Source organism: Mucilaginibacter rubeus (genome assembly GCF_003286415.2).
In the GTDB taxonomy this organism is placed as follows: Bacteria; Bacteroidota; Bacteroidia; order Sphingobacteriales; family Sphingobacteriaceae; genus Mucilaginibacter; species Mucilaginibacter rubeus_A.
Window position 1 is genome coordinate 7,084,709 of the sequence record NZ_CP043450.1, and the last position, 19,451, is coordinate 7,104,159.

At 42.7% G+C, this 19,451-nt stretch carries 17 protein-coding genes; 6 read left to right on the plus strand and 11 right to left on the minus strand.

Annotation, left to right across the window (positions count from 1 at the left end):
• Positions 1-26: 26 nt before the first annotated feature.
• A complete protein-coding gene (locus tag DEO27_RS28985) occupies positions 27-911 on the plus strand; it encodes a UbiA family prenyltransferase (RefSeq protein ID WP_112570732.1) in 885 nt (294 codons plus the stop codon).
• Between the two features lie 134 nt (positions 912-1,045).
• Here the strand turns inward: DEO27_RS28985 and DEO27_RS28990 are convergent, their stop codons facing one another.
• The 4 genes from DEO27_RS28990 to DEO27_RS29005 form a co-directional block, all read right to left on the minus strand.
• Positions 1,046-2,833 carry a DUF885 domain-containing protein gene (locus DEO27_RS28990; RefSeq protein WP_112570730.1) on the minus strand — a complete coding sequence of 596 codons (1,788 nt, stop codon included), beginning with the start codon at positions 2,831-2,833 and terminating at the stop codon, positions 1,046-1,048.
• A 51-nt stretch (positions 2,834-2,884) separates the two neighbouring features.
• Positions 2,885-3,112 carry a type II toxin-antitoxin system Phd/YefM family antitoxin gene (locus DEO27_RS28995; protein WP_112570728.1) on the minus strand — a complete coding sequence of 76 codons (228 nt, stop codon included), beginning with the start codon at positions 3,110-3,112 and terminating at the stop codon, positions 2,885-2,887.
• 124 nt (positions 3,113-3,236) lie between these two features.
• Entirely contained in the window at positions 3,237-6,083 is a 2,847-nt protein-coding gene (gene uvrA, locus DEO27_RS29000) for an excinuclease ABC subunit UvrA (RefSeq protein ID WP_112570726.1), read from the minus strand.
• Between the two features lie 215 nt (positions 6,084-6,298).
• The gene (locus DEO27_RS29005; RefSeq protein ID WP_112571526.1) at positions 6,299-7,069 is read right to left on the minus strand and encodes a lytic transglycosylase domain-containing protein; all 771 of its coding nucleotides are present in this window, start codon (positions 7,067-7,069) and stop codon (positions 6,299-6,301) included.
• 246 nt (positions 7,070-7,315) lie between these two features.
• Here DEO27_RS29005 and DEO27_RS29010 point away from each other — a divergent pair, with 246 nt between their 5' ends.
• A complete protein-coding gene (locus DEO27_RS29010) occupies positions 7,316-8,737 on the plus strand; it encodes a pseudouridine synthase (protein ID WP_112570724.1) in 1,422 nt (473 codons plus the stop codon).
• A gap of 82 nt (positions 8,738-8,819) precedes the next feature.
• Entirely contained in the window at positions 8,820-9,953 is a 1,134-nt protein-coding gene (locus DEO27_RS29015) for a lactonase family protein (protein ID WP_112570722.1), read from the plus strand.
• Positions 9,954-10,106: 153 nt separating this feature from the next.
• Here the strand turns inward: DEO27_RS29015 and DEO27_RS29020 are convergent, their stop codons facing one another.
• The 4 genes from DEO27_RS29020 to DEO27_RS29030 form a co-directional block, all read right to left on the minus strand.
• Positions 10,107-10,589 carry a hypothetical protein gene (locus DEO27_RS29020; protein ID WP_112570720.1) on the minus strand — a complete coding sequence of 161 codons (483 nt, stop codon included), beginning with the start codon at positions 10,587-10,589 and terminating at the stop codon, positions 10,107-10,109.
• A 49-nt stretch (positions 10,590-10,638) separates the two neighbouring features.
• Complete coding sequence (locus DEO27_RS31665) at positions 10,639-10,806, minus strand: hypothetical protein (protein WP_154402448.1); 168 nt, start codon at positions 10,804-10,806, stop codon at positions 10,639-10,641.
• A gap of 187 nt (positions 10,807-10,993) precedes the next feature.
• The gene (locus tag DEO27_RS29025) at positions 10,994-11,578 is read right to left on the minus strand and encodes a non-canonical purine NTP diphosphatase (RefSeq protein WP_112570718.1); all 585 of its coding nucleotides are present in this window, start codon (positions 11,576-11,578) and stop codon (positions 10,994-10,996) included.
• A 22-nt stretch (positions 11,579-11,600) separates the two neighbouring features.
• Positions 11,601-12,194, minus strand: coding sequence for a hypothetical protein (locus tag DEO27_RS29030; RefSeq protein ID WP_112570716.1), 594 nt, complete (start codon positions 12,192-12,194; stop codon positions 11,601-11,603).
• Between the two features lie 178 nt (positions 12,195-12,372).
• Between DEO27_RS29030 and DEO27_RS29035 the strand changes: the two genes are divergently transcribed.
• Together DEO27_RS29035 and DEO27_RS29040 are read left to right on the plus strand one after the other, a co-directional pair.
• Positions 12,373-13,842, plus strand: coding sequence for a peptidylprolyl isomerase (locus DEO27_RS29035; RefSeq protein WP_112570714.1), 1,470 nt, complete (start codon positions 12,373-12,375; stop codon positions 13,840-13,842).
• 4 nt (positions 13,843-13,846) lie between these two features.
• Positions 13,847-14,809: an AAA family ATPase gene (locus DEO27_RS29040; RefSeq protein ID WP_112570712.1), complete on the plus strand. Its 963-nt coding sequence runs from the start codon at positions 13,847-13,849 to the stop codon at positions 14,807-14,809.
• Positions 14,810-15,080: 271 nt separating this feature from the next.
• Here the strand turns inward: DEO27_RS29040 and DEO27_RS29045 are convergent, their stop codons facing one another.
• Complete coding sequence (locus tag DEO27_RS29045) at positions 15,081-15,944, minus strand: hypothetical protein (RefSeq protein ID WP_112570710.1); 864 nt, start codon at positions 15,942-15,944, stop codon at positions 15,081-15,083.
• Positions 15,945-16,220: 276 nt separating this feature from the next.
• On the opposite strand from DEO27_RS29045, the gene DEO27_RS29050 reads away from it, so the two are divergent.
• Entirely contained in the window at positions 16,221-16,895 is a 675-nt protein-coding gene (locus DEO27_RS29050) for a hypothetical protein (protein WP_112570708.1), read from the plus strand.
• An 18-nt stretch (positions 16,896-16,913) separates the two neighbouring features.
• Here DEO27_RS29050 and cysS read toward each other — a convergent pair whose 3' ends face one another.
• Both cysS and DEO27_RS29060 read right to left on the minus strand, forming a co-directional pair.
• Positions 16,914-18,380: a cysteine--tRNA ligase gene (gene cysS, locus DEO27_RS29055; protein WP_112570706.1), complete on the minus strand. Its 1,467-nt coding sequence runs from the start codon at positions 18,378-18,380 to the stop codon at positions 16,914-16,916.
• A gap of 86 nt (positions 18,381-18,466) precedes the next feature.
• A complete protein-coding gene (locus DEO27_RS29060; RefSeq protein ID WP_190295269.1) occupies positions 18,467-19,405 on the minus strand; it encodes an endonuclease/exonuclease/phosphatase family protein in 939 nt (312 codons plus the stop codon).
• Between the last annotated feature and the right edge of the window lie 46 nt (positions 19,406-19,451).

Consider the following 19,451-nt stretch of genomic DNA (forward strand, 5'->3'; position numbering starts at 1 on the left):
AAAGTATTTATCAGCAAACAGCAACAATGAAATTTAAGCAATTTATTCCTACACGGTCGGCATGGGCGCATTTGAGGTTTGTATTTTCTGTTTTTTTGCTGCCGGTGTACCTGTTTGCCTTTAGCCAGGCCGATACAGTGAAAACATCAACAGCGGTGCTTGTATTTTTTATCTGGCATTTTTTAGCTTTCCCGGCCAGCAATGGTTATAACAGTTATTTTGATAAGGATGAAGATAGCATTGCCCTGTTAGCCAAACCGCCTGAAGTAGACATCAGCCTTTATTATTTCTCTATTTTGCTGGAGGCTGTTGCATTTTTATCGGGTTTTATCATTAGCTGGGAATTTGCCTTCGCGGTACTTATTTATGGTATTATGTCAAAACTGTACAGCCATCCGGCTACCCGTTTAAAAAAGTATCCCATCATTAGCTTTTTAACGGTGTTTATTTTCCAGGGATGTTTTATTTATTATACCACATATACTGCCCTCACCGGCACAAGCCTGTTTAGTCATTGGGATTTAGGGTTGATTATTCCGGGGGCTATCAGTTCCTGCCTCATCGGTGCGTCCTATCCTTTAACACAGGTTTATCAGCATGAAGAAGACAGCAGGCGTGGCGATAAAACACTTAGCATAGTTTTGGGCTATAAAGGCTCTTTTATTTTTTCGGGGGTATTATTCGCGATGGGGATAGGTTTGTCTTATTATTATTGGCACCTGGCCGGAATGATGCTTAACTTTTACTTTTTTCTGGTATGCGCCGCTCCGATATTTATTTTCTTCAACTACTGGTTTTATAAGGTAGGCAAGTCGACCGTTAATGCCAGCTTTAAAAATGCCATGCTTATGAATTTTATCAGCTCGGGTTGTATGCTGATTTATTTTGGGGTGCTGGCGGTTTTTAGTTGAGATTTGCCCCTTTTAGTCGAAAAGCGTCATTGCGAGGCACGAAGCAATCCCAAACTATACAGGGCGGGCCTGCTAATCGGGGATTGCTTCGTGCCTCGCAATGACGCTTTTTTTACTGTAGTGATTTTCTTTTACTACTGCTTTGCAGCCCAGGCGTCCATTTTAGCTTCAAAAACAGCCATCGGCATAGCGCCATCTTTTAGTACCTGGTTATGGAATTCGGCGATATTGAACTTGCTGCCTAATTGTTTTTCATATTTGTTACGTAGCTCACGGATTTTGAGCGCGCCTATTTTATAGCTCAGCGCCTGACCGGGGATAGCCATGTAGCGTTCAATTTCGGCGGTTGCTCCTTGCTCGCTGATGGCTTCATTATCCATCATGTATTTAATAGCTTGTTCACGCGTCATGCCTTTGGTGTGGATGGCGACATCAACTACCAAACGGATTGCGCGGTGAATTTCATCGCCTAAGGCACCCATATGCTGGTATGGGTCGGTGTATAGCCCCAATTCTTTACCCAACGATTCGCAATATAGCGCCCAGCCTTCTACGTATGCCGTTTCTCCGGGATCAAACCGGCGGAATTTCGGCAATGATGTATTTTCCTGTGTTAAAGAGATTTGGTAATGGTGACCAGGGATAGCCTCATGTAAAAACAACGACTCCATACCCGATGTAGTGTTGAACTTGGTGGCGTCCAAAATCGGCACGTAAAAAATTCCCGGACGGGTGCCATCTGCCGAGCCCTGGTTGTACTCCGCACTGGCCGACGCCGCACGGAAGGCCTCGGTTTGCCTGATCTCGAATGGCGTTTTAGGCACATGGTTAAACATTTTTTTCAGGTTGGGCTCCATGCGTTTGTGAATGTTTTCAAAAGCATCAAGCACGTCCTTGGGTGTTTTGTAAGGTGTAAACTTAGGGTCGGTTTTCATGTATTCGAAAAACGCTTTCAGATCGCCTTTAAAGCCAACGCTGGTTTTGATACTGTCCATCAATCCGCGGATGCGGGCAACTTCTTTTAATCCCAGTTGGTAAATTTCTTCAGGAGTTTTATCGGTAGTGGTTTGCTGTTTAACTAAGTAAGTGTATTTGGCGGTACCATCCGGTAACGATGAAAAGCCTGAGGTAGTACGCGCGTGCGGCAGGTACTGGTTTTTCAGGTAATCGGCCAGTTTTTGGTATGTAGGGTTAACTATGGTAGTGATAGCTTTTTTATAGGCTTCGGTCAGTTGTTTTTTGTCGGCATCCGAAAAATCTTTTGGCATGTTGGTAACCGGCCCATAGAACAGGCTTTTTTCCACGTCTTTTGATACCAGGTCTTGCATTTCGGGAATCATTTTAACAACCAGCGATTTTGGTAATACTACACCTGCTTTGATGCCTTTGTTAAAATTAGAGATGGCAGTATCCGCCCAGGTCTGGAAAGCCGATAAGCGTTTAAGCCAGTCGTTATAATCAACAACGGTTTTAAAAGGCTGCGCACCTGAGCCAGATCCCAATTGCCCCATGGTAATTGGCAAGGCATAAAACTGGTTAAAGGGCATGTACTCAAAATGGTGCTTAAAGTTATCAAGCGATAGCTGTACCTCGTAAGTGAAAATATCATAAGATAGCTGATCGTCGGTATTCAACTCGGCTCTTTCAAAGTTTTTTACTTTCGACAGGTAAACCGAGTTATAATCATAAGCCTTTTTCAAAAACTCGGCAGAGCCATCGTTAGGTAACAGATCATTATAGCGCCTGTCGCCAATGTAGGTGGCGTTAAACGGGTAAAGCTTTAATCCATCCTGAAAGTAATCTTCAAAAACTTTTGCCAGGTCTTTATTGGCTGGGATGGCACTACCTGTATCGTTTGATTTAGGCTGGTTACAGGCCGTAAACGAACCTGCTATAAATAGCGCGAGTAATATTTTTTTCATCAAGGTGTTGTTAAAAAGATAAAGCTAAGGAAAGGAATGGAGATTTAGAACTTACTTGTTTTGTTTATATTCCTCAGTGCCTTGTAGTAGCCTGGCAGCATTTCTCGGATTTTTAAGAAGATAGAAAGTTTCTTCCATGCTGTTGTATTCGGCCTTCGACAAGATTACAATATCACCGTGCGAGATATCCGTAACCACAAGTGGCTTACGATCAGCACAGACCTTATCAAAACACGATTTTATATTTTTCTTAAAATGTTTAATCGTTATTGCTTCCATCTATTAAAGATATAAAACAAAAACAGCATATCCGATCAGGTATACGCTGTTAAATTATTTGTTGATTGTCCTGGATCGAATCAAACTTACGAAGTTTTTAAAACTTCGTAAGTTTGGATAACTATTACAATCCCATTTCCTTTTTCAAAAACTTGCCGGTAAAGCTGTTCTTAACCTTGCACAAACCTTCAGGCGTGCCCGAGAACAGGATATTACCGCCGCCAGAGCCACCTTCAGGGCCAAGGTCAATTACGTGGTCAACTACTTTAATAACATCAAGGTTGTGTTCAATCACCAAAACGGTATTGCCTTTATCAACCAATTGATTAAGTACGCCTAACAACACGTTGATATCTTCAAAGTGTAAACCTGTAGTTGGCTCATCCAATATATAAAAGGTGTTGCCCGTGTCTTTTTTAGATAGCTCGGTAGCCAGTTTAACGCGTTGTGCTTCACCGCCGGATAACGTAGTTGAAGCCTGGCCCAAAGTAATATAACCTAAGCCTACGTCGTTTAGCGTTTTTACTTTACGATAGATAGATGGGATATGCTCAAAAAATGGCGTAGCATCTTCAATGCTCATGTCCAATACATCGCTAATGGATTTACCCCGGTAGCGTACCTCAAGTGTTTCACGGTTGTAGCGTCTGCCGCCGCATTCTTCGCATGGTACCTGCACATCGGGTAAAAAGTTCATTTCAATTACCTTCATACCGGCACCCTGGCAGGTTTCACAGCGGCCGCCTTTTACGTTGAACGAGAAACGGCCCGGTTTGTACCCCCTGATCCTTGACTCGGGCAATGCCACAAACAAATTACGGATATCCGAAAACACCCCGGTATAAGTAGCCGGGTTTGAACGCGGCGTACGACCGATAGGCGTTTGATCTATCTCAATTACTTTATCGATATGCTCCAGTCCCTCAATTTTTTCATAAGGCAGCGGTTGTTTTTTTGCCCTGAAAAAATGATGGTTCAAGATAGGGTATAGTGTTTCGGTAATCAAGCTTGATTTACCACTGCCGGATACGCCGGTTATACCTATGAGTTTACCCAGAGGGAAATCAACAGATACTTTTTTCAAATTATGGCCGGTAGCTTTTTTCAAGCTCAGGGTTTTACCATTGCCTTCGCGGCGTTTTTTAGGTATAGCAATTTCACGCTCGCCATTAATATATGATGTGGTAAGCGTGTGTTTTTCCATTAACTGGGCGGGAGTACCTTCGGCAACCACCTGGCCGCCGTGCACGCCTGCTGCCGGGCCCATGTCAATTACATGGTCGGCTTCCAATATCATGTCTTTATCGTGTTCAACAACCAGTACCGTGTTACCCAAATCGCGCAGGTTTTTAAGGGCGTTAATTAATCGCTCATTGTCGCGCTGGTGCAGGCCTATACTTGGCTCATCCAGAATGTACATGACATTCATCAGCTGCGAACCAATTTGTGTAGCAAGCCTGATACGTTGCGCTTCACCACCTGAAAGGGTTTTTGCTGTACGGTCGAGCGTTAAATAGCTTAAACCAACATCCAGTAAAAACACAATACGTGCGCGGATCTCTTTCAGGATCTCTTTAGCTATAACATTCTGGCGTTCGTTAAGGCGGTCTTCCAGGCCATCAAACCATTCCTGCAGGTGATTGATATCCATACAGGCCAGTTCAAATATATTTTTGCCATCTACCTTAAAATGTAGTGACTCCTTTTTAAGCCTTGCGCCTTCGCAAACCGGGCAGGTGCGGAGCACACGGTAGTTCTCCATATCATCCATACCTTCATCGTTGCGACGCTCCTGCTGTTCTTCCAGCATGCGGATGATCCCTTCAAATGTAATCTGGTAGCTTTGAACGTTCCACTTGTTATATTCAACGGCAACACTCAATGTTTCAGGCGCACCGTTCAGGATCATATCCAGCTGATCGCGGTTAAGTTTTTCGATAGGGGTTGATAACGAAAACTCATATTTTTTTGCCAGCGATTTGAGCACCTGGAAAATCCATGTTTCACGATATTCGCCAATAGGGGCTAAACCGCCATTCATGATGCTCAGTTTCGGGTTCGGAATTACCGAAGCTTCATCAACCTCAAAAATATAACCCAAGCCGTTACATTTTTCGCAGGCGCCATAAGGGGAGTTGAACGAGAATGTATTTGGCTGTGGTTCATCATACGAGATACCCGAAACCGGGTCCATCAGGTATTTACTATAATAGGATACATTATTGTCTTTATCGGCAATACGGATAATGCCCTTGGCAATTTTTAAAGCCTGCTGAACGGAGGTGTATAAACGTTTGCTGTCTTTTTCGCTAACCACCAGGCGGTCAACCACAATATCAATATCGTGGATCTTGTAACGGTCAACCTGCATTTTGGGTTCAACATCGGCAATGGCGCCATCAACCCAAACTTTTAAAAAACCTTGCTTGCGGATAGACTCGAACAACTCACGGTAGTGGCCTTTACGTGCCTTTACCACCGGGGCCAGGATATTAACCGGTTGCCCGTCAAATTTTTCGGCAATGGTTTTCAGGATTTGGTCTTCGCTCATACGCTCCATCTTTTCACCGGTGGTGTAAGAGTAAGCATCACCAGCACGGGCGAAAAGCAAACGCATAAAATCGTAGATCTCGGTAATGGTACCTACAGTTGAACGCGGGTTTTTGCTGGTGGTTTTTTGTTCAATGGCAATAACCGGGCTCAGGCCCGATACTTTATCCACATCGGGCCGTTCCATACCACCCATAAACTGGCGCGAATAGGCCGAGAATGTTTCCATATAACGGCGCTGGCCTTCGGCGTAAATAGTATCAAATGCCAGTGATGATTTACCGCTGCCGCTAAGCCCGGTAATTACTACCAGCTGGTTGCGCGGAAACGAAACATCTATATTTTTCAGGTTATGCACCCGGGCCCCATAAACTTCAACTTCACTTTGCTCGCCCAGGTCAACAAGAGGTTTTGTACTCATACTTTATTAATATGGATTTATTGACATTGTTTGAAGCTAATTATTATAGTTGCCAGATTTTTACAAAACGCTGCTTTCCTAAAATTTTTGGCTTAAACCATCAATAGTTTGCTACAAATATAAGCAAAAAAGGCCGGTTATCCACTGTGGATAACCGGCCTCAAAGTGCTCCGTAATGTAATCTTTTAATTAATTTACAGTATGATTACCTGTCATTAATTAATTGCCAGCAACTGAGATGCAGGCGGGATATAAAAATAATTATCATATCCGTGCTCTTTCGGCTGCTCGATAATAGCTTTCATGGCAATCAGCTTGTAAACATATGAACCGGTTTCGCGGTTCAGCTTCATACGAAAGTAGTTATCTTCATTTTGCTTATTAATGGCTCGTGCTAATTTGATTGAGCCATTGTTGTAAGCTGCAGCCGCCAGTGTCCAGCTGTTAAATTGATCGTATAGTTCTTTGATATACTTGCAGGCTGCAATGGTTGATTTGCGAAGGTTTTTCCGCTCATCAACACCATGGCCTACTCTAAGTCCGTAGGTACGTGCTGTACCCGGCATAAATTGCCAAAAGCCCGACGCGCCTTTAGATGATGTACCCGATTTAAGGCCCGACTCGACCAGGGGTACATACTTAAAATCTTCAGGGATACCATAAAACTTCAAAATCGGTTCAATAATCGGAAACCATAACTCGGCCTTGCGATGCAAAATATTGCTTTGCACACTTTTAAAGTCATGTTGCCTGAGCGATTTATTGAGTTTAAAGGTAACTCTTGCGTCATTAACTGGTAAAGCTTCATCGGCAAAATTGTAAGTAACAGCCGATGTGCTTTTAATAAAAATAAAATCTGAGGTTCGGGGGCTCAAAGAGGCTTTTTTTGTGCCTTTTTGGGTAACAATTTTACCGAAAATATTAAGCCCGGAAATGAGAACCAGCACCAGCGTTACGGAGCACGTAAGTAAGTGTTTTTTAATCATTTCTTGTCCTATCATTTAACTATACATTGGGTAGAATGCGCTGCAAAGGTATGTCATACGAATCACATAATCAAATACTTAGCATTTTGCTAATTTTTTTAGACGTGGTTTTCGGTTCAAAAACCGCCTTTAAAACCGTTTAAACGGCGATTTTGTTTAGTGATATTTTTTTGATTTTTTTAGATGGAAATTGGCAAAAAAGCGTAACTTTGACCCTCACGCTGCGAAAGCGCTAAACAAAAAATTATGGTATTTAAGAGACCAGCAGGTAGTCGCGACGACAAACCCAGAAAGTCGTCATCAAGGAGTTCAAAATCCGACGACCGACCAAAAAAATCAGCATCAACCCCAAAAGGTAAAGCTACTCCAAACGGAGAGAAAAAAATATTTTCCAGACCGGAAAAAACATTCCAAAGCAACAGGTTCAGTGACGATAGGCCCAAAAGCAATTTTAGGGACGGTTCATCATCTGGCGATAAAAGATCAGGCGGTAAGTCAAGGCCATACTCAGGCAGGCCTGCCGGTGATGGTGAAGACAGGCCAAAAAGAAATTTCGGCGGTGATAGTACCGGCGAAAGAAAGTCATTTAGCGGTGGCCCACGTAAACCTTATAGCGGCAGACCGACAACCGGTGATAGCGAAAGGCCGAAAAGAAGTTTCGGTGGCGATGCGCAAGGCGAAAAAAAACCTTACTCATCTCCGCGCACCCGCTCATCAGCAAGCTTTGAAGGTAAACCTAAAAGAAGCTTTGGTGGTGATGCAGCCGGCGAGCGTAAGTTTGCGCCACGGGGAACCGAGGGCGGTTTCAGAAAACGCGAAGGTGGTTTTAAAGAGAAATCACCATTTGGCGAAAGGCCTGCGCACAGGCCGCATGACAGGGAAAACCAACAGGATGCCCCTAAAACCATGCGTGGCCGTAAAAACGCTCCTGCTAAAAAAACAGAAGACGACGGGCTGATCCGTTTAAACCGTTACATATCAAATGCAGGTATTTGCTCTCGCCGTAAGGCCGATGAGCTGATCACTGCCGGTGTTGTATCTGTAAACGGTGAAGTGGTAACTGAGCTGGGCACCAAAGTGAACCCGCTTAAAGACACTATTAAATATAACGGCGAAACGCTGAAACGCGAAAAAATGGTTTATGTATTATTAAATAAACCAAAGGATTACATCACTACAACTGATGATCCGCAAGAGCGCCGTACAGTAATGCACCTGGTTGAAAAAGCCACACGCGAGCGTATTTACCCGGTTGGCCGTCTTGACCGTAACACTACCGGTTTGTTATTAATGACAAACGATGGTGATTTGGCCGATAAGCTTTCGCATCCGCGTAACAGCATCACCAAACTATACCAGGTTGAACTAAGCAAAAGTTTAAGCCAGGGCGATTTAAATAAATTAACTTTTGGTCTTGAACTGGAAGATGGTTTAATTAAGCCAGACTCAGTATCATACGTTACCGGTGGTTCAAAACGCGAGATCGGGATCCAGATCCACAGCGGCAAAAACCGTATCGTTCGCCGTATGTTTGAGCACCTTGGTTACGAAGTTGTAAAGCTGGACAGGGTGGTTTATGCCAACCTTACCAAAAAAGACCTTCCGCGTGGCCGCTGGCGTTACCTCGACGAAAAAGAGATTATCCAGTTAAAACACCTGATGAAATAAAAAAAATGCCCCGCTAAACAGCGGGGCATTTTTTTTGTCTATTTTACTATCTTGCACAGCAATAACCATCAAACAATCAACCATGAAGAAATTTCTTTTGATCATAGCTATGCTTTCTCCGGCGTTCACATTTGCACAAAATAAAAAAACGGGACCTAAAACTTTCGACCTTGTGGTGGGCACATATACTACCGGCAAAAGCAAAGGTATTGTTGTATATCGCTTTTACGCCGAAACCGGTAAGTTGGCTTATCTGCGTGAAATTGATGGTGTTGATAATCCATCTTATCTGACATTAAGCGCCAACAATAAATTTATTTATGCCGTTAACGAGTTGCCTAAGGGTGAGGTAAGCGCCTTTTCATTTGAGCCTAAAACCGGTAAAATGATTTTTATCAACAAACAATCAACTTTAGGTGCCGATCCGTGCTATATCTCGGTTGATAAAGCCCAGAAAAACCTGCTCATTGCTAACTACTCAAGTGGTAATGTTGCTGTGATGCCTTTAAATAAAGATGGTTCGATTGCTAATGGCATCCAAACCGTTCATGACGATGGCCATAGTATAAATAAGGAAAGACAAGAGTCGGCACACGCGCACATGGCTGTACTTACTCCCGACGAAAAATATGTATTGTATAATGACCTCGGTACCGATAAAGTAAACATATTCCGTTACCGCCCATCAAAAGAGCCTCGTATTGAACCGGCAACACCTGCCTTTGTGAGTGTTGCGCCAGGCGAAGGCCCAAGGCACCTGGAGTTTTCTGCCGATAAAAAAACTGTGTACCTGGTAACCGAAATGGGATCGAACGTTATTGTGTTTGATTATAATAATGGAAAGCTGAAACAAAAACAATCTATCACCATGCTGCCTGATGGCTTTAAAGGTCAAACCGCAGGCGCGGCTATCCACCTTTCGCCAGATGGCCGTTTTCTTTATGCTTCAAACCGTTTAGAAACTAACGAGATCAATATCTACTCGGTAAACCAGGAAACGGGTATGCTTACTTTTGTAGCCCGCCAGGGAACTTTCGGTAAAAACCCGCGCGATTTTGCTATCGATCCAACAGGTAACTTCCTGATTGTAGCAAACCAGAACAGCGATAACATGTGGGTGTTCAGGATAGATCAGAATACCGGTAAACTTAACCAAACAGGTATAAGAGTTGATATCGGTAACCCGGTTTGCTTAAAATTTGCACCAGCGGAATAAGCTGAAAGGATAGTAGTAAGGTGAAAGGATAAAGGTAAAAGGCTTCCTTTCTATTGGATAAAAAGACAAAAGGCGAAGTTGTACAACTTCGCCTTTTCTATTCCTTAAATCAGGCAAAACCTTTAACCTTTCGCCTTTGACCTTTAACCTAAATTACGGGTTTTTAGTAAATGAATATACAATATACCCGGTGCTGTTACCTACAGTAACAGGCGATTTCAGGGTCATGGCCGAGCCATCGTTATTGGCAATATCCAAACGGTAACCTTCGGCTACGTTTTTAGCTTTATCGCCTTCGTAAAGTTTTTTGAACTGGAATTGGGTGCCGGTTGTACCGCCATTATAAACCGACCAGAATATAGTTTGAGACGTTCCGTTAGTTAAGGTATAAATACCGTTACCGCTGTTAGTAAGTTTCCAGGTGCTGCCTACAAAGGCTTCGGGAGGGGCCTGATCAAATACGCTTTGTACTGCATTTTGTACAAGGCCGTCATAGCTTACATTATTACAGGTCCAGGTACCAACAAATTTGCCGCGCGATACGTTAGACGTAGTAGTGTTTTTGGTTGAAGAACAGGCCGAAATGACCAGAACAAGCGATAGGATTGCGATTGAGGTTTGAATTAGCTTTTTCATGACAGTATATTTTATGCATAAATAGCATAAATCCTGCCAAAGTGCACAATTATAAATTCACTGCTTGCTGACGTGTGCGCTTTTCTAATTCATTTAACCTTTTGTTTATAGCTTCAGCAAGCTGATCGGCCTCGCGAACCTTTTTAAGGCTGTTAACAAACTTAGGATTGGTGTCTCTGTCCGATAAAATTTTACCGATTCGTTTTATAAAGTTCATAGGTTATTCCTTATAGCTCTATTTTACGAGGTAAATACAGGTAAGGTTGCGGAAATTTTAAAATATTAAATAAAATTTAGTTAAACGTTTTATCTAATGTTCGTGCAAAGGAGTTTATAAGAAAAAATCCTGTGTAGATGTGTGTTTAAGTATTAGTTAAGTGGCGTTGGCCGTTTAGGAATTATTACTATTTATCTGCCTTGTTTAAAAAAGCAATCAGTTGCTCCATTGCTTTTGCCCGGTGGCTGATGGCGTTTTTTTCTGCCATGCTCATTTCGGCAAAAGTTATATCATAACCTTCGGGTTCAAAAATGGGATCATAGCCAAAACCACCGCTACCGCTTAGTTCCTGGCGGATGGTACCTTCAACCGTTCCTTCAAAAAAATGTTCTTCGCCGTTCCACATCAAAGAGATCACCGTTCGGAAACGGGCTTTACGATTTGTTTCGCCTTTTAAATTATCAAGCACTTTGCTGATGTTGGCCGCATGGTTGCCGTGCGTACCTGCATACCTTGCCGAGTAAACGCCGGGTTCGCCGTTCAGGGCATCTATTTCCAGGCCGCTGTCGTCTCCAAAGCAGTTAAGTTTGTATTCGGCATAAACATGGTGACTTTTGATAGAAGCGTTGGCTTTAAAAGTAGTACCGGTTTCCTCTATATCATCATAGCAGCCTATATCATGCAGGGTTAATAATTGAATAGCCCCGTTGAGTTTGGCCGAAACCTCATCCAGTTTATGACGGTTATTGGTAGCGAAAACTAATTGCTGCATGGTATTTAATGATGAGTTTGATTTATAATGTTTTTACCAGTTCCCAGAAAGCCTTTTTATTATCCACATTATCCATCATTTCATCAAACGAATAGGTGTAAAGCACGGTAATTCCGTTTGAGGTTACCGGTTTATTGGGTTTAAGCACTTTGATATCCTGCGGCAGCGCGTCTCCGCCCAAAACAAGTACCCTTGTTGGTTTAAAAAACGGTTTCAGTTGGCTGAATTTTGTGTCGCTGTAGTTGGCCAGGTTAAATATCGCGATATCATCTGGGGCAAGTTCCTTGCGTTTCAGGATACTTTCAAGCGCGGCTAAATGTTCGGTCTTTATAAATTCGGTAGTTGTATAATGTGTAAGTACCAGGAAGTTCTTTAAGTTTTGGCCCATATACTTAAACTCAGCAGCAGGCGTTTGTATTACAGGCTGAGGTTCAGGAGCTAAAGAAGGACTGGTTATTACCGGTTCGGTTTTTGTATTTTCAATAACAGGAGATGATGGGACTGCCGGGATAGGTTCAGGTTCAGGAATTTTATCATACAACATTTTATCTGCATTAAGCAGGTAAAGTTCATCCTCTAACAAAAAACGAAACGCGGCCGGGTTCTCAACTTTCACTTTAACAAATTTTAACCAAAAGTAGTTAAACGATCTCAAGCTTTATAGGCATATTAGCACAATTATAGGCGGTTGATTTTATAGAAAATATTTGTTCAGCTATAATTAATAAATTTTACCGAAATTCGTAGTTTTTAACGGGTTAGCGTATCCCGTTTTATTAGCATAACAGCGTTACATGAGAAAGTTAGGAGTATTAGTACTTAGTTTTATTTTAACAATAACATTTGCAAAGGCACAGGTAGCATCGGATACGGCAGCAAAAAAACTGGTTAAGGCCGATTCGGTTGCTGCACCAACACCCGGCAAAACCCTTGATAAAATTGCAGCGGTAGTGGGTAACAGCCCGATATTGCTATCAGATATCGAATTGTCATACGCCAATTTCCTGGTACAGGGAAATCAACCCGATCCATCGGTTAAAGCCCGTATTTTACAAACTTTGCTAACTCAAAAACTGCTTGCACAACAAGCTGCTATAGATAGTATCGAGGTAAAAGAAGAAGATGTTGACGCTAACGTTGACCGCCGTATGCGCGAGATGACGCAACGTGCCGGTGGACAGGAAAAACTTGAAGCCTTTTTAGGCCGTTCGGTTATCCAGTATAAAGACGAGATCAGGCCCGATTTGAAAGAGCAGATGGTTGCCCAGAAAATGCAGCAGCACATCACCGAAAAACTGAACGTTACTCCACAGGATGTTAAAAAATATTATGACGGTATCGCAAAAGATAGCCTCCCTTCATTTAACAAAGAAGTTGAAGTTGGAGAGATTGTATTTCAGCCTAAATTAACTAAGGAAGAAAAAGACCTTTATAAAGCTAAAGCCGAAGAATTAAGGCAGCGCGTTAAGAAAGGTGAAGACTTTGGTACACTGGCGAGGCTTTACTCGCAGGATCCGGGTTCGGCGCCTGAAGGTGGTGACCTTGGCTTTGCCGACCGTACAACGTTTGTGAAGGAGTTTACCGCTAACGCGTTTAAATTAAAGGCTGGCGAGATCTCGCAGGTGTTTGAAACGGATTTCGGTTTCCACTTTTTACAGGTTATCGAACGCCGTGGTGAGCAAGTACACGTAAGACATATCCTGGTTACGCCGATTGTTACGCAGGCCAGTTTAGACAGGGCCAAGGCCAAGGCCGATAGTATTTACAATTTGCTTGTAAAAGATAAAAACATGGCTATCGATTTTTCAAGCGCGGCGGCATACTACTCAGATGATAAGGATACCAAATATAACGGCGGTATGATGCTGAACGCAGAAGACGTACAAAGCCGGTCAACCTTCATCCCGACAGATAAGCTTGATCCGAAAGTAGCCTTGATTACCGATACCATGAAAGTAGGCAGTATTTCAAAACCTGATCTGTTCACCGGTGCCGATGGTAAAAAAAGCTACAAAATCTTATTGCTGAAATCGGCCACTAATGCCCATAAAGCTAACTTAGAGCAGGATTTTCCTAAACTTAAGGAATACGCCTATAATGATAAGGTTAACAGAACTGTATCGCAGTGGTTTGAAAAACGCCGCAAAGAAACCTTTATCAAAATTGATAAAGAGTACCAGCAATATGATGTGTTGAAGAAATGGGTAAACACCAACCCCACACTGGTGATCCCTGAAACCAAAATCAAATCATCGTCTAAATAATTTTATGCAACACCGTTCTGATGTAGAAGCTGCAGACGCTTTAAAGCAGGCTTACCAGCAAATTCGCGCCGAAATAGGCAAGGTAATCGTAGGCCAGGATGAAGTGATCAAATTTGTGCTGATATCTATTTTCAGTAACGGGCATTGTTTATTGGTTGGTGTACCCGGGCTTGCAAAAACCCTGTTGGTGCAAACGGTATCGCAGGTGCTTGACCTTGATTTTAAAAGGATCCAGTTTACGCCCGACCTAATGCCATCGGATATCATCGGTTCTGAAATATTGGGTGAAGACCGTAACTTTAAGTTCATTCACGGCCCGGTTTTTTCAAACATTATCCTGGCCGATGAGATAAACCGTACGCCTCCAAAAACGCAGGCTGCATTGCTTGAAGCCATGCAGGAAAAAGCGGTTACAGCGGCCGGTGTAACCCATAAGCTTGCACAGCCATTTTTTGTGCTGGCCACCCAAAACCCGATTGAGCAGGAAGGTACATACCCCCTGCCCGAAGCCCAACTGGATAGGTTTATGTTTAACGTAGCCCTAAGCTATCCTTCGTTTAAAGAGGAACTGCAAGTTGTTAAAAATACTACAAGCACTAACAAAGTAGAGGTTAACAAAATATTGAACGCTGAGCAGATCATCTACTTTCAACAACTCGTGCGCAACATCCCGGTTACTGATAATGTGATGGAATATGCGGTGAAACTGGTATCAAAAACCCGCCCTAACAGCGAGTTTGCTACGCCGCAGATCAACCGCCTGCTCAGCTGGGGCGCAGGCCCAAGGGCATCGCAGTTTTTAGTATTGGGCGCTAAATGCCATGCTGTACTCAACGGCAAATACTCACCCGATATTGAAGATGTTCAGGCTGTAGCCAAACCTATTTTAAGCCACCGTATAGTACGCAGCTATCACGCCGAAGCTGAAGGCTTATCGGCTGCTGATATTATTGAGCAGTTGTTTTAAGGTGGAGATTAGAGATTCGTTTTAGTAAAAACTTATATGGAATAAGGCCTTGAAAATTAAATTTTCAAGGCCTTATTTATTTACCACTTGTCCGTGTCACCACGGACAACCCATCGTCCTTTTCGGATGAATCCTCCCGGCATGCAATGGCCCCTGAGGACACTGGCCTCGGTAGTAGAGTGTAAAAGAAGAAGGCCTCGCGACTTTATCGTGAGGCCTTCTTCTTTTTATAAATCGTGTTGAAAGACTAATCTCTGACCTCCAACCTCTATTATTCATTCTCAATTGGCGAGAAAATCTCAAGCAGGATGTTCCATCTTTTTGATTTGTCAATTTCCCATACCCTTACGTAATTGTAATTGCCTACAACATTGCCTTTAGTAATGCGGGCATGACCATAAGTATAGGCAAGGTCATTACTTGACGCGCGACCGCCATCGGTAGTTTCGGCGGTGATGCTTATAGCTTCATTGTTGATAAACTTCATTACCACGTCGGTTCCGGTCATTGGCGGGAAGCCGGGAAAGTAATAACGGCCTTCAGGGCTTAAAAACTCTTTGTAGCTGGCCATGGCCGATAGTGTTAAGCCATGGTTGAAAGTTTTATCGGTACCAATAATAACGTTTTTGGCGCCAAATGGGTCTTTGCTTGGGCCTGAACGTTGTGCCGGATCCGGTTCTTTGAAATCGGTAACAGCTTCTTCCTCGGCTTCAGGATGCTGAATGCCTAAATCGATAAGTAGTTTCAGCTTACCATCGGTATTGGTGCGCCAGATAGATACATAATCGCCAAATACTTTATCATCTTCGGTTTTGCCGTTCTGATAAACGTAAGGGCCAGCGGTGAAGGCAAGGTCACCATTGGCTGAGATGCGGGCAAATTTAGGCTCCCAGCTCAGTTTGCCGGCCTGTTTATCTATTTTGCTATAAAAATCAACAATTTTAACTACATCGGGCTTAAATATGATGCCTTCAGGGTCGGCAACCGCCAGGAAACCATCTTTTATTCCTTTACGTTCAACTAACTTATTAAAAGCTTGTTCAACACTAACTACCTTGTTTACATTAACAGCGTCCTGCGCGAAAGCAAAAGCACTATAACCAATAAATGTAGCAGCTAATATTATTTTCTTCATATTTATATTCGGGTTTTAGGGAGCAATTTAGTAATAAATTTTTAGTGAGGAACGCAATAGTCAAAATGCGTCGGATAGCATAACATAATTTAACACTTCAATTATTTTTATTTTATGCTGAAACGAAGATATGCGCAAATAATTGCGGAGAGCGGTTTTGATCATGTAAAATATGCGTAAATGATTAAATTTACTTAGTTATGAAATTGTATAAAAAACAGTTATCTTCATAACCAACCATATCCGCTTTTGTTTAAACCAATATAAATTGCTTTCATGAAAAGGTATAAATTCTTTTGCATAGCCGCACTCCTGCTGTTATGTGTACAGGCCAGGGCGCAATATTTATCCGATTACACCGGTCGCCCATATTATCTTAAAACCAATGATGGAATACAAGGCAGCGAGTTGCTTACAGATAACTGGTTGAAAGGTACCGTTGACTTTGCTAATGGTAAAACAGCTAATGCGATATTAAACTACAATGTTTATGGCGACGAGTTGCTGTTTAAAAGTCCGCAGGATTCATCTGTGCAGGCTTTTGTTGATCCGGTAAAGAGTTTTTCTATAAAGGGTATCACCCTGGAAGGAAGTGACCAAACGGATATGAACTTCAGCAACGGTTTTCCTGCAGTTGACGATCAAACGGCAAAGACTTTTTACCAGGTAGTTGGAGATGGAAAAGTGAAACTACTTCACTATTATAAAAAGAAGGTGCAGGAATCAACAGGCTTTGCTTCGCAAGTAACCACCAAAACTTTCATAACTGCTACCAGCTATTACCTGTTTGCCGATAATAAGATGACCAAAATTAAGCCATCGCAAAAAACTATCCTTGCGGCATTAAGCGATAAGGCAGACAAAATTCAGGAATATGTTAAAGCCAACAAAGTTGATTTTAAAAGCGATGCTGCTTTAGCCAAATTATTCAGCTACTACAGCTCGCTTTAAAATTATATTTTGTTGTTATCAGGCCTTGCTCCAGGTAGTGCCTTCTTTGCTATCTTTTAGCTGGAAACCTATCTGGGACAGGCCATCGCGGATTTTATCGGATGTAGCATAATCTTTATTGGCCTTAGCGCCGCTGCGCAGGTCAACAATAAAGTTTAACACTTTTGGCAAATCGTCATTCGCGGCCTGCTCGTTTTGTAAGCCAAGCACATCAACCACAAACGTATTCATCAATACTGTTAACTGCTCAAGGTTAGCCGCATCAATTTTCAGTTTACCATCATATACCGAGTTGATAATGCGCGATGCTTCAAACAATTCGGCAATTAACACCGGGCTGTTAAAATCATCATTCATGGCTGCATAGCAACGCTCCATTAACGGTGCAATTTCAACCTCAGTAGTGGCAGATGCTTTTAGTCCATCGGTAAGTAGGGCAAAGGCATTCATAAGACGTTTAAAGCCTTTTTCGGATGCTTCCATAGCTTCGTTGCCAAAATCAAGCGTACTGCGGTAATGCGCCTGTAGCATGAAAAACCGCACAGTCATGGGGGTGTAGCCCTTGTTCAGTATCGAGTTTTCCCCGCTGAACAGTTCATGTGGCAAAAAGCTGTTACCTAATGATTTTGACATTTTTTGCCCGTTAACCGTAAGCATATTGGTATGCACCCAGTAATTAGCCGGGTTAGTACCGCAGCATGCTACGTTTTGAGCAATTTCATTAGTATGGTGCGTAGGTACCAGGTCAAGCCCGCCGCCGTGGATATCAAAGTGGCTGCCAAGATATTTCTGGCTCATGGCCGAGCATTCCAGGTGCCAGCCCGGAAAACCAACACCCCATGGCGAAGGCCATTTCATCAGGTGCTCTGGTTTAGCTTTTATCCACAGGGCAAAATCGAGTTTACCATGTTTCTCCTCTTGCCCGCCAAGTGTGCGGGTATTGTTAAGTAAATCGTCAAGGTTACGGCCGCTCAGGATCCCGTAATCTTTAGTTTTATTGTATTTTTCAACATCAAAATAAACAGTGCCATCTACCTCGTAAGCATATCCTTTTTCAAGGATAACTTTTACCATTTCAATCTGCTCAATGATGTGCCCTGTTGCAGTTGGCTCAATGCTTGGTGGCAAGTTGTTTAGTACCTTCATCACATCCCTGAAACCTACGGTATATTTTTGCACTATCTCCATTGGTTCAAGCTGCGCCAGCTTGGCCTTTTTTGCAATTTTGTCCTCGCCTTCGTCGCCTGCATCACCTTCAAGGTGACCGGCATCGGTAACGTTACGTACATAGCGTACCTTGTAGCCAATGGCAGTAAGGTACCTGAACATGAGGTCGAAAGATATATAAGTACGGCAGTTGCCTAAGTGAACATCGCTATAAACAGTAGGCCCGCAAACATACATGCCAACATGCGGCGCGTTAATGGGCTTAAATAATTCTTTTTTACGTGTTAAAGTGTTGTAAACAAACAAATTTTGTTGCATGAGCGCAAACTTACGATTTTTTAAATTTTAAGCCACTGCCCGCTGGCTTTAGGCTTTATTTTTACAAATGAAGGGCAAAGACATGGTCAGTTTAATATCAGGTCGCTGCGTACAGGGTAATGATCCGAAAGCTTTTTTTCGATAACCTTATAATTAAAAACCGAGAATTGAGGGCTGCTCATAATATAGTCTATCTGGTAATTGGGAAAGTCGCCATTATAGGTACGGCCTAAACCCGAGCCTTTTTCGCGAAACGAGTTATTTAGGCCTTTAGCCATTTGATTAACCGCGAAGGATGAGGGGGTATCATTGAAATCGCCGGCTATAATATAAGGGTACGGACATTGGGCTGCATGTTCTTTTACTTTGATCACCTGTTCGGCACGATGCATAAAGGCTATTTTAAGTTTACTGCCCAGCCGCCGGGTTGATTTGATATCGGTTTTACCTTTTTTGGATAAGCTGTCGAGATATTTATAATCTACCGGATCAAAGTTGATGGATTGCAGGTGGATATTGTAATACCTGAAAATTTTACCCCCCTTTTTAATATCGGCATATAAACATTGGTTGCCCGATGTTTTATCGGCCACAAGGCGGATCATTCCTTTTGAAACAATAGGGTATTTGGAAAAGATGGCCATGCCAATTGCCTCGAGACTGTTGAAGTTAAAAGGCTCAAAATAAAAATTATTGCTGCCCAGAATCTTGCAAATAGAGTCGCGCGTTTCATACTGGCCTTTATTGCGGGTATAAAACTCCTGGAAACCTATCACGTCCGGCTGCTCGGTATTAATGATGCTCAGGATCTCCTGTTTGGTTGATATATCGTTGCTGAAACCAAAATGCTTAAAATTATGCACATTATAGGTCATCACGTGCACCGCATTAAGCCCTGGAGGTAATGAAAAGCTCGATTTAAATCTTAAGCCAATATTGTTGTTGAGTACTCCCCAGCCAAGTAAAATACTAATCAGCGAAAACAGGAACTGCCAGCGTTTACGTAGCAGCCAGTAAAGCATCATAATTATGTTGACTAAAAGCAGCGGGGGATAGGCGAGGCCAAAAAAC

Coding starts and splice junctions, on each gene's coding strand:
- DEO27_RS29025 (WP_112570718.1), bottom strand. CDS start 11,578: ATGCAGCAATTAGTTTTCGCTACCAATAACCGTCATAAACTGGATGAG.
- DEO27_RS29045 (WP_112570710.1), bottom strand. CDS start 15,944: ATGAAGAAAATAATATTAGCTGCTACATTTATTGGTTATAGTGCTTTT.
- DEO27_RS28985 (WP_112570732.1), top strand. CDS start 27: ATGAAATTTAAGCAATTTATTCCTACACGGTCGGCATGGGCGCATTTG.
- DEO27_RS31665 (WP_154402448.1), bottom strand. CDS start 10,806: ATGAACTTTATAAAACGAATCGGTAAAATTTTATCGGACAGAGACACC.
- uvrA (WP_112570726.1), bottom strand. CDS start 6,083: ATGAGTACAAAACCTCTTGTTGACCTGGGCGAGCAAAGTGAAGTTGAA.
- DEO27_RS29010 (WP_112570724.1), top strand. CDS start 7,316: ATGGTATTTAAGAGACCAGCAGGTAGTCGCGACGACAAACCCAGAAAG.
- DEO27_RS29035 (WP_112570714.1), top strand. CDS start 12,373: ATGAGAAAGTTAGGAGTATTAGTACTTAGTTTTATTTTAACAATAACA.
- DEO27_RS29040 (WP_112570712.1), top strand. CDS start 13,847: ATGCAACACCGTTCTGATGTAGAAGCTGCAGACGCTTTAAAGCAGGCT.
- DEO27_RS28995 (WP_112570728.1), bottom strand. CDS start 3,112: ATGGAAGCAATAACGATTAAACATTTTAAGAAAAATATAAAATCGTGT.
- DEO27_RS29050 (WP_112570708.1), top strand. CDS start 16,221: ATGAAAAGGTATAAATTCTTTTGCATAGCCGCACTCCTGCTGTTATGT.
- DEO27_RS28990 (WP_112570730.1), bottom strand. CDS start 2,833: ATGAAAAAAATATTACTCGCGCTATTTATAGCAGGTTCGTTTACGGCC.
- cysS (WP_112570706.1), bottom strand. CDS start 18,380: ATGCAACAAAATTTGTTTGTTTACAACACTTTAACACGTAAAAAAGAA.
- DEO27_RS29015 (WP_112570722.1), top strand. CDS start 8,820: ATGAAGAAATTTCTTTTGATCATAGCTATGCTTTCTCCGGCGTTCACA.
- DEO27_RS29060 (WP_190295269.1), bottom strand. CDS start 19,405: ATGATGCTTTACTGGCTGCTACGTAAACGCTGGCAGTTCCTGTTTTCG.
- DEO27_RS29005 (WP_112571526.1), bottom strand. CDS start 7,069: ATGATTAAAAAACACTTACTTACGTGCTCCGTAACGCTGGTGCTGGTT.
- DEO27_RS29020 (WP_112570720.1), bottom strand. CDS start 10,589: ATGAAAAAGCTAATTCAAACCTCAATCGCAATCCTATCGCTTGTTCTG.